The following is a 9,358-nucleotide window of genomic DNA, read 5'->3' on the forward strand; positions in this document are numbered from 1 at the left end:
CTTACTCCTCGACGTGCAAGCTGTCCAGGTAGGTGCGCACCGCCCACAAGGCTTCCTGGCTCAAGTAATCGGCCATTTTCGGCATGTACACGCGGCCGTCGCGCACGGCGCCATGGCGCACGCGCTCGACGAACCACTCATCACCGGCTTCGCCCACATCGAGCATGCGCAGGTCGGGGGCGATCCCGCCGGACTTGGCCTCCAGGCCGTGGCAGGCGGCGCAGTTCTGGTTATAGGCCGACGCACCGATTTCCACGGCGCGGTCGTGTTCAGGCGAGGTGCGGTACGGATTGACCGCCGCCCAGCCGTCTTCGTTGACCGCTACGCCGGCGTCTTTGATCGAGGTCAGGCCCTTGGTTTCCACCGCTTGCGGGACCACGTTGCCATGGGCCCAGGCGGAGCCGGCAGCGATCACACCGGCCAGCAGCCCGGCCACGAGCAAGGCGTTGTGTTTTGTTGTCATTATTTTTGCCCTCAGGATTGCACGCAAAACCTCATTGCAGAGGCTATGGCAACCATCTTAGAAACCCCGGCGCATGGGCCGTATGCTGCTTTGGTGGGCGCGCTCTCCTCCCTTGGTAGTAGGGCTTGTGGGGCAGGCCTAAAACAGCGGCGCCTCGGGAAATCTTCCCGGCCACGGCGGGACTTTACAGTGCAGGCTGGCGGGGTCGCGCCCGGCGGTGTCGCCCAGTCAGGCCACCACCGCCGCGGCCGATTGCAATTCGCGCTCCACGTCCGCCAAGGCTTGGTGCAGCAGCAGTGCCATACACGCGCCGGTCACCAAGGTGAAGAAGCTGCACACCCACAGGTTGATGCGCCACAGGGCCGACAGCCCAGGCCAGGCGGTGAAGACGCGCATGCTCGTGTCACTCCTGTGAATGAGGCCAGGTGGTCCATGCTAAGACCGTCGCTCGCCGCCGCTACTACCTTGGTACTGCCTCAGCGCTACTTTCTGCATATTTGCAGCGGGCACCGGGCTTCCTATGCTGGCGCTACCTGTCATGGAGTGCCTTATGCGCCAGCTCGCCCCTTATGCCGTGATCTGCCTGCTGACAATGGCCTGGGCTAGCCACGGCCAGGCCGCTGAAGCGCCCTTGCAGGTGCAGATCGGCTACCTGGGCTATCGACCCGACCCAGGGCCGCTGCTGTCGAATGTGATTCCCGAACCCGCCGATGCCGGGCAGCGCGGCGCCGAGCTGGCGATCATCGACAGCAACAGCACCGGCGCGTTTCTCAACCAGCGCTACAGCTTGACCAGCGCCAGCGTGGACAGCCCCGAAGCGCTGCTCACTGCGGCCCAAGCCCAGCACGCTCAGGGCCTGCGCCTGTTCGTGGTGAATGCCCCGGCCGCCAGCCTGCGTCAACTCAGTGCCGCCCTGCCCGACAGCCTGCTGTTCAACGCCGGGAGCCCGGACGACCGCCTGCGCAGCACCGACTGTTTGGCCAATGTGCTGCATACCCTGCCCAGCCGCGCGATGCTCGCCGATGCGTTGGCGCAGTTTCTGGTGCTGCGCAAATGGCAGAAGGCGTTGCTGATTGTCGGCCCCACCGAAGACGATCAGGCCTACGCCGCCGCCCTGCGCCGTGCCGCCAAACGCTTCGGCGTGCAGTTGGTCGCGGAAAAAGCCTGGCGTTTCGATAACGACCAACGCCGCAGCGCCCAGGCCGATATGCCGCTGTTTACCCAGACCGCCGACTACGACGTGGTGCTGGTGGCCGACGAACGCGGTGACTTCGGCGAGTATGTTCCCTATCAAACCTGGTACCCGCGCCCCGTCGCCGGCACCCAGGGCCTTACACCCACCGGCTGGCACAAGACCGTGGAAACCTACGGCGCCGCCCAATTGCAAAAGCGCTTCGAAGCCCTGGCCGGACGCTGGATGAACGACCGCGATTTCGCCGCCTGGATGGCCGTGCGCAGCGTTGCCAGCGCGGTCAACAAACTGCGCCAGGTCGACCCTCAGGCGATTCGTCAACTGGAGCTGAGCGAGCAGTTGCCCCTGGATGGTTTCAAGGGCCGCAAGCTCAGCTACCGCGCCTGGAACGGCCAACTGCGCCAGCCGATTCCCATCGTGCAGCCGCGCGCGCTGGTCAGCACGTCGCCCCAGGACGGTTTCCTGCACCCCACCAATGAAATGGACAGCCTGGGTTATGACCAACCCGAGGTGACCTGCCGCTTTCCCTGATCGCTCACAATAATAAGGAACTCGCCATGCGCCGCACCCTGCTCTCATGCGCCCTGCTGCTTGCCGCCGGGCATGCCATGGCCAGCACCGCCTGGGTCTCCAACGAGAAAGACAACAGCCTGAGCCTGATCGACATGCAGACACTGCAAGTCACCGACACCCTCAAGGTCGGCCAGCGCCCACGGGGCCTGCTGTTGTCCCATGACAATAAGCTGCTGTACATCTGCGCCAGCGACTCGGACCGTGTGCAGGTGATGGACGTGGCCACGCGCAGAATCGTCAAGGAGCTGCCTTCCGGCAAAGACCCCGAGCAGTTTGCCCTGCACCCCAATAACCGCTGGTTGTATGTGTCCAACGAAGACGATGCGCTGGTCACCGTGATCGACACAGAGACCGCCAAGGTGCTCGGCCAGATCAGCGTCGGCGTGGAACCCGAGGGTATGGCCGTGAGCCCGGACGGCAAGTGGGCGGTCAATACCAGCGAAACCACCAACATGCTGCACTGGATCGACACCAGCACCCAGACCCTGGCCGACAGCACCCTGGTGGATCAGCGCCCGCGCTTCGTCGAGTTCAACCATGATGGCTCGCAGCTGTGGGCCTCGGCGGAAATCGGCGGCACCGTGACCATTCTCGATGTGGCCAGCCGCAAGGTGCTCAAGACCCTGACATTCGCCATCAAGGGCGTGCACCCGGATAAGGTGCAGCCGGTCGGTATCAAACTCAGCGCCGATGGCAAATACGGGTTTGTCGCGCTCGGCCCGGCCAACCATGTGGCGGTGGTCGACGCCAAGACCTTCGAGGTGCTCGATTACCTGCTGGTGGGCCGCCGCGTATGGCAGCTGGCATTCACCCCGGATCAGAAGCAACTGCTGGCCACCAACGGCGTCAGCGGCGATGTGTCGGTGATCGATGTGGACAGCCTGAAGGTGATCAAGTCGGTGAAGGTGGGGCGCTATCCGTGGGGCGTGGTGGTCACGCCATGAACGCTCTTGAGGTGCGCGACCTGCACTTTGCCTATGGCGCTCGACAGGCGTTGTGCGAGGTGAGTTTCAGCCTGGCGCCGGGGCGCTTTAGCGCATTGCTGGGGCCCAACGGTGCCGGCAAATCCACCCTGATCGCGCTGCTGACGCGGCTGTATGACCTGCAACGCGGCGAGATCCACGTCGGCGGCCACTCCCTGCGCGACGCACCGCGGGCGGCCCTCACTCGACTGGGGGTGGTGTTCCAGCAAAGCACCCTGGACCTGGACCTGAACGTGGAACAGAACCTGCGCTATCACGCCGCCCTGCATGGCTTGTCACGCCGGCAAACCGACCTGCGCGTCGAGGCCGAGCTGGCGCGCCAGGGGCTCGGCGAACGGCGGCGCGAAAAGGTCCGCGCCCTGAACGGCGGGCACCGGCGCCGCGTGGAAATCGCCCGCGCCCTGCTGCATGAACCGCGCCTGCTGTTGCTGGACGAGGCCAGCGTGGGCCTTGACCCGGCCAGCCGCCTGGGGCTGAACCAGCATGTGCGCCGGCTGTGCCGGGAGCACGATCTGAGCGTGCTGTGGACCACGCACCTGCTCGATGAAGTGCACACCGATGACGCGCTGATGATCCTGCATCAGGGCCGGTTGGTGGCCAGCGGACAAGTCGACACGCTGGTGCAGGACCACGACGGCGACCTGGGCCGCCTGTTCGCGGGCCTGACCCGCCCCACCGCAACGGGAGCGCCGGCATGAACGCGTATTGGCAGTGCCTGCGTGGCATCGTGCTGCGCGAATGGCTGCGCTTTGTGTTGCAGCGCACACGGTTTCTCAGCGCCCTGGTGCGGCCGCTGTTGTGGCTGGTGGTGTTCGCCGCCGGGTTTCGCGCCGCGTTGGGCATCTCGGTAATCGAGCCCTACGACACCTACATCCCCTATGAGGTGTACATCATTCCGGGGCTGGCCTGCATGATCCTGCTGTTCAACGGCATGCAGGGCTCGCTGGCGATGGTCTACGACCGTGAGATGGGCAGCATGCGCGTGCTGCTGACCAGCCCGCTGCCGCGCACGTTTTTGCTGTGCAGCAAATTGCTGGCCACGGCGTTGATTTCGCTGCTGCAGGTGTACGGGTTCCTGGCCATTGCCTGGGTCTACGGCGTGCAGCCGCCGGCCATGGGTCTGTTGCTCGCCTTGCCCGCGTTGCTGCTGGTGGCGTTGATGCTCAGTGCGTTGGGGCTGTTGCTGTCCAACGCGATTCGTCAGTTGGAGAATTTCGCCGGGGTGATGAATTTCGTGATTTTCCCGCTGTTTTTCCTGTCATCGGCGCTGTACCCGCTGTGGAAGATGCGCGATGCCAGCCAGTGGTTGTACTGGTTGTGCGCGGTCAACCCGTTCACCCACGCGGTGGAGCTGGTGCGCTTTGCCCTGTATGAACGCCTGGCCGGCCTGGCCCTGGTGATCTGCCTGGGCCTGACCGGGTTGTTCACCCTGCTGGCGGTGCTGACCTTCAACCCGCAGCACGCGGCCTTGCGCAAACCGGGCTGAGGGCGCAAAAACTACTACTTTGGTACTGGTTTTGCTGTCTATCGTCGCATTCCCAAGGGCGCGGGACTCACGTGTAATGGGCGCATAACGATAAGGATCGCCCTGCCATGCTGCCCGCCCGACTGCCCCTGCTGGCGTTGCTGTGCCTGCTCACCGCCCAGGTCCAGGCCGACACGCCGCTGTTTTCCACCGACGGCTATCGCATCAGCCTGTACCGCAGCCCTACCCCCGACCATGTGCCGGGGGCGACCATCGTCGACACCCCGGCCCTGCAAGCCTTGCTCGGCCAGGTGCCCGCACCGGTGCTGATCGACGTTTACCGTCGCCAATGGCTGCAAGGTCGTTTCATCCAAGACCAGCCCCACGCCAACCTGCCCGGCAGCTATTGGCTGGCCAATACCGGCGACGGCGACCTGACGCCGGAGTGGCAAGGTTACTTCGCGCGGCACCTGTACAAGTACACCGGCGGCGACCTGTCGCGACCGCTGGTGTTCTACTGCCGCTCCGATTGCTGGCTGAGTTGGAACGCGGTAAAACGTGCCGCCAACCTGGGCTATACCTCTGTGTATTGGTACCGCGACGGCTTGGATGCATGGGAAGCGGCAAACCTGCCAGTGACGGCTGCGACACCCGAGCCTTTTCAATAACCACAACAAGAAGGTGAACGGCCATGTACAAAATCCTGATTGCCGACGATCACCCGCTGTTTCGCGAGGCGATCCATAACGTCATCAGCGACGGCTTCCCCGGCAGCGAAGTGATGGAAACCGCCGACCTGCACAGCGCCCTCGCCCTGACCCAGGAACACGACGACCTCGACCTGATCCTGCTCGACCTGAATATGCCGGGCATGCACGGGCTCAACGGCCTGATCAACCTGCGCAATGAGTCGCCGACCATCCCGGTGGTGATCGTTTCCGCCGAGCAGGACAAGCAGATTGTGCTGCAAGCCATCACCTATGGCGCGGTGGGGTTTATCACCAAGTCCTCGCCGCGCCTGCAAATGACCGAGGCGATCCAGCAGATTCTCAACGGCAACGTGTACCTGCCGCCGGACATCATCCGCACCCAGAAACCCGGGGGCCAGCGCCGCCTCAACGAAAACCCCGGCTTCGCCCCCGAACTGCTGCAAGCCCTGACGCGCAAGCAATTGCTGGTGCTGGAACGCATGACCAAGGGCGAGTCGAACAAACAGATCGCCTACACCCTGGAAATCGCCGAGACCACAGTGAAGGCCCACGTGTCGGCGATCCTGCGTAAGTTGAACGTGCATAACCGGGTGCAGGCGATCCTCAGTGCCGGGGATATCGATTTCGGCTCATACCTGCGCCGCTGACCCGTCTGGCACAACACAAATCAAATGTGCTGATCGTTCCCACGCTCCGCGTCACCCCCGTTAAAAGCGGACGCAGAGCGTCCAGTGCGGCATTCCCACGCAGAGCGTGGGAACGATCAGTTGTCAGGGCCGACCGAGCAGGTGGCTCATGGCGGCCTTGAGTTTCATTGGGCGTACCGGCTTGTGCATCAAGGTATGCCCCAACTCACGGATCTGCAGTTTCAGCTCGTTGCTGTAGTTGGCGGTGATCATCAGCGCCGGTATCGGGCGGCTGCGGCGGGCGTTGATGTGGGCCACGGCGTCGACGCCGTTCTGGTCGTTATCCAGGTGGTAATCGGCGATCAGCAGGTCGGCCTCGGCGTGGTAATTGTCCACCTGGCCGGCCAGGTCCTGCTCCGATAAGGCGGTGATCACCTCGCAGCCCCACCCTTCGAGTAACGTGCGCATACCCGCGCAGATCGCCGCGTCGTTATCCAGCACCCACACCCGCGCGCCCTGTAAACGCTCCAGCATCGGTTCGCTCATGCTGGGCGCAGGCAGGTTTTTTGGTGCGGTGGCGCTCAAGGGCACTTCCACGGCAAACATCGAGCCCTTGCCGGGTACGGATTTGACGCTGATGCGATGGCCAAGAATGCCGGCGATTTTCTCCACGATCGCCAGGCCCAACCCCAGCCCGCGATCCTGATCGCGGCGCTGCACATCGCCGCGTTTGAACTCCTGGAATATCTCCTCCAGGCGCTCCTCGGCGATGCCCATGCCGCTGTCCCACACCTGGATCGACAGGCGCTGATGCTGGCGACGACAGCCCAGCACCACGCGACCGCTGTAGGTGTAGCGAATCGCATTGCTCAGCAGGTTGCGCAGAATCCGCGCCAGCAGTTGGATGTCGCTGCGCACCAGTGCCGAACAACCGATGAAGCGCAGCTCCAAGCCTTCGCTGCGGGCCAGTTGGGTGTATTCGACGGCCAGGTTATCGAGCAGTTCGCTCAAGGCGAACGGCGCGATATCGGCCTTGATCACCCCGGCATCCAGCTTGGAAATATCCACCAGGGTGCCCAACAGGTTTTCCACGTCTTCCAGGGAATTGCTCACGTTGCGCACCAGCTTTTCGCTCGGGCGCTCCAGCAAAGCGCTGGTGAACAGACGCGCGGCATTCAGCGGTTGCAGCAGGTCGTGGCTGACGGCCGCGAGGAATTTGGTTTTCGACAGGTTGGCCTGTTCCGCCTCCAGCTTGGCCTCGCGCAGGCGGGTTTCCATGCGCCGGCGCTCATCGATTTCCTTGAGCAACTGGCCGTTGAGCGCAGTGAGTTCCGAGGTGCGCTGGGCCACGCGTTGCTCCAGGTGCTGATAGGCCTGGTGCAACGCTTCGGCGGTGCGGCGGCGTTCGGTGATGTCGCGGATCAACACAAAGATCCCTACCACTTCGCCACTGGCCAGCATATTCGGCACATAGGAGCGCAGCATGTAGCGCTCCTGGTTATTGATGTTGGTCTCGGCGAACTCGAAGGTCACGCTCTCCCCGGCCAGGGCGCGGGCGACATAGGCGTCCAGGCGCTGGCAATGCTGCTCGCTGTGGACTTCGCGCAGGCTCAGGCCGAGCATCATGCCGCGCGGCCAGCAGTACCATTGTTCATAGACCTTATTGGTGAATTCGTAGACCAGGTCGGCATTCAAGTAGCCGATCAGGGCCGGAACGTTATCGGTGATCAGGCGAATCCAGCGTTCACTTTCCTGGGCCTTTTGCGCCGCCGCCTGTTCACCGCGCAGGGTCTCGGCGCGCAGCCTTGCGTTGATCAGCAAGTGGTTGCTGGCCTTGAGTTCGGCCATTGCCTGGTTCAAGGCATCGGTGCGTTCGCGCACTTGCTCGGCCAGTACCACCGAATGCTGAAAGGTGGTGTACGGGTTATTACCCTGGGCCATGCCGGACTCGATACGCTCGATCAGCGCCGCATTGATCCGCGCCAGCTTGTGGTTGTCCTGTTGCAGTCGGGCCACCTGGGCGAGCAGTTCAGCGCCGGCCTCGGGCAATGGCGACCCCGGTGAAGGTCTGGTTGATGTGCATGCCATTGAACTGTTCTCCGTAGGTGTTGAACCCCATCACCCGTTTGGCTTGCAGGAAGCTGCCGATCTGTTCCAGGCCCCCGGCGTCTTCCAGCTCCAGGCGGCGCAGGAAGCAGTCGCAGCCGACAGTCAGCAACAAATCGCCGAGGCGAGAGTGCAGGCCGTCGAACAGGCTTTCCAGGTTGGGCAGAATCGGGCCGGGTTTCATCACGGTCAGTACGATGCCGTTTTCCACGGCGCAGTAGAAACTCAGGCTCAGGTCTTCGTGCACCTGTTGGATGGCGCGCACGTAGTACTGATCATGGATACGCACCGCCAGCGGGTGGGCGGCAAAGACGCGGTGGTCGAGGTCGGCCACCGCCACGCCGATATGCCGCGCGTACTCCTCGGCGGCGGGTTCGGCATTGAGCTCGTACACCCGTCGTGACGGGCTGTCGGCGCCGGTCACCACCAGTTTTTCCGCACGCGGCAGGATGTGGTGGGTGGTGAACACTTCGAAATCCAACCAGGTATTGACCAGCACCACCACCGCCGCGCCGCTGTGGAACGCGCCATTGAAGTACACGTGGGTGTGGGTGAGGAAGTTGTCGTCACCGGCCGAACCGCCGAAGTGCGGGATATCGCCAAGGGCGGCGCTGAGGGCGGCGAGTACCATTTCTTCGCGGCTGGAGAGGCCATCGAGCAGGGTCAGGGCGAAGGTGTTGCCCTTGATCGGCGCCAGGGTATTGCTGCGACAGCCGCCGACCAGGCGTTCGACCATGTGCTGGGCGTCGATCAGGCTGAAGTGTTCCACTTGGTCGATCAGCTCGGTGGCGATAGAAAAATGCGCGTGATTAAAGCCCATCGCCGTAATGCAATTGCGGCCGTAGCCTTGGGGCGTGATCTCGCCGGCGCTGGTACAGCCCACCACGCGCACGTTGCCCAGGCACGCTTGCAACGCTTGGCCCAGGGCCTGCAGGTCGTAAGAGGCCGAGCAGAAAAACAGCACGAAGCCCAGGTACGGATGCAACAGTTGCTGCGCCAACTCCTCGGCGGCCTGCCCTTCATCGGTGGCCTGGGACATGGCACTGACTACGCCTTCACTGTTATGCATCGTTGCCTCCCCCTCTGATGCATGAGTGTACGAAGGGCGGGGGATGCGACCTATGCTACTTGGGTACTGGGTGGGGGGATGCGATGGGATGAAGGCGCTTGATCGTTCCCACGCTCTGAACTGACCCCACAAAGTTGGACGATTTTCTATCTATGCCTGAGCGGCCTGAAT

Annotated in this window: 9 protein-coding genes and 1 pseudogene; 6 read left to right on the forward strand and 4 right to left on the reverse strand. The window is 63.4% G+C overall.

Annotated features, from left to right (window positions below):
* Position 1: 1 nt before the first annotated feature.
* A complete protein-coding gene (pedF, locus tag QRN10_RS10910) occupies positions 2-463 on the reverse strand; it encodes a cytochrome c-550 PedF (protein WP_285428397.1) in 462 nt (153 codons plus the stop codon).
* Positions 464-694: 231 nt separating this feature from the next.
* Positions 695-832, reverse strand: a pseudogene (locus QRN10_RS10915) (sensor histidine kinase); the annotation flags it as partial.
* A gap of 181 nt (positions 833-1,013) precedes the next feature.
* Between QRN10_RS10915 and QRN10_RS10920 the strand changes: the two are divergent.
* From QRN10_RS10920 to QRN10_RS10945, 6 genes are all read left to right on the forward strand, one after another.
* Positions 1,014-2,186 carry a lanthanide ABC transporter ABC transporter substrate-binding protein PedA1 gene (locus tag QRN10_RS10920; RefSeq protein WP_253508401.1) on the forward strand — a complete coding sequence of 391 codons (1,173 nt, stop codon included), beginning with the start codon at positions 1,014-1,016 and terminating at the stop codon, positions 2,184-2,186.
* A 26-nt stretch (positions 2,187-2,212) separates the two neighbouring features.
* Positions 2,213-3,172, forward strand: a complete 960-nt coding sequence (locus QRN10_RS10925; protein WP_181081718.1) for a YVTN family beta-propeller repeat protein — start codon at positions 2,213-2,215, stop codon at positions 3,170-3,172.
* On the forward strand, positions 3,169-3,909 hold the full coding sequence (locus QRN10_RS10930; protein ID WP_181081717.1) for a lanthanide ABC transporter ATP-binding protein PedB/LutE: 741 nt from the start codon (positions 3,169-3,171) through the stop codon (positions 3,907-3,909). The genes QRN10_RS10925 and QRN10_RS10930 overlap by 4 nt, the downstream gene beginning before the upstream one ends.
* Positions 3,906-4,697 carry a lanthanide ABC transporter permease protein PedC gene (locus QRN10_RS10935; protein ID WP_181081716.1) on the forward strand — a complete coding sequence of 264 codons (792 nt, stop codon included), beginning with the start codon at positions 3,906-3,908 and terminating at the stop codon, positions 4,695-4,697. Before QRN10_RS10930 ends, QRN10_RS10935 begins: the two co-directional genes overlap by 4 nt.
* 107 nt (positions 4,698-4,804) lie before the next feature.
* The gene (locus QRN10_RS10940) at positions 4,805-5,344 is read left to right on the forward strand and encodes a PQQ-dependent catabolism-associated CXXCW motif protein (RefSeq protein ID WP_181081715.1); all 540 of its coding nucleotides are present in this window, start codon (positions 4,805-4,807) and stop codon (positions 5,342-5,344) included.
* A 23-nt stretch (positions 5,345-5,367) separates the two neighbouring features.
* Positions 5,368-6,033: a response regulator transcription factor gene (locus QRN10_RS10945; RefSeq protein ID WP_266246020.1), complete on the forward strand. Its 666-nt coding sequence runs from the start codon at positions 5,368-5,370 to the stop codon at positions 6,031-6,033.
* A gap of 123 nt (positions 6,034-6,156) precedes the next feature.
* On the opposite strand, the gene QRN10_RS10950 is transcribed toward QRN10_RS10945, so the two are convergent.
* Both QRN10_RS10950 and nosP read right to left on the reverse strand, forming a co-directional pair.
* Positions 6,157-8,100 (reverse strand): PAS domain-containing hybrid sensor histidine kinase/response regulator, encoded by a 1,944-nt coding sequence (locus QRN10_RS10950; RefSeq protein ID WP_285428398.1) that lies wholly within the window; start codon positions 8,098-8,100, stop codon positions 6,157-6,159.
* Entirely contained in the window at positions 8,042-9,187 is a 1,146-nt protein-coding gene (gene nosP / locus QRN10_RS10955; RefSeq protein ID WP_181081786.1) for a nitric oxide-sensing protein NosP, read from the reverse strand. The genes QRN10_RS10950 and nosP overlap by 59 nt, the downstream gene beginning before the upstream one ends.
* Positions 9,188-9,358: the final 171 nt, after the last annotated feature.

This window comes from Pseudomonas sp. lyk4-R2A-8 (genome assembly GCF_030209095.1).
Lineage (GTDB): Bacteria > Pseudomonadota > Gammaproteobacteria > Pseudomonadales > Pseudomonadaceae > Aquipseudomonas > Aquipseudomonas quebecensis.

Coding starts and splice junctions, on each gene's coding strand:
- pedF (WP_285428397.1), bottom strand. CDS start 463: ATGACAACAAAACACAACGCCTTGCTCGTGGCCGGGCTGCTGGCCGGT.
- QRN10_RS10920 (WP_253508401.1), top strand. CDS start 1,014: ATGCGCCAGCTCGCCCCTTATGCCGTGATCTGCCTGCTGACAATGGCC.
- QRN10_RS10925 (WP_181081718.1), top strand. CDS start 2,213: ATGCGCCGCACCCTGCTCTCATGCGCCCTGCTGCTTGCCGCCGGGCAT.
- QRN10_RS10930 (WP_181081717.1), top strand. CDS start 3,169: ATGAACGCTCTTGAGGTGCGCGACCTGCACTTTGCCTATGGCGCTCGA.
- QRN10_RS10935 (WP_181081716.1), top strand. CDS start 3,906: ATGAACGCGTATTGGCAGTGCCTGCGTGGCATCGTGCTGCGCGAATGG.
- QRN10_RS10940 (WP_181081715.1), top strand. CDS start 4,805: ATGCTGCCCGCCCGACTGCCCCTGCTGGCGTTGCTGTGCCTGCTCACC.
- QRN10_RS10945 (WP_266246020.1), top strand. CDS start 5,368: ATGTACAAAATCCTGATTGCCGACGATCACCCGCTGTTTCGCGAGGCG.
- QRN10_RS10950 (WP_285428398.1), bottom strand. CDS start 8,100: ATGGCATGCACATCAACCAGACCTTCACCGGGGTCGCCATTGCCCGAG.
- nosP (WP_181081786.1), bottom strand. CDS start 9,187: ATGCATAACAGTGAAGGCGTAGTCAGTGCCATGTCCCAGGCCACCGAT.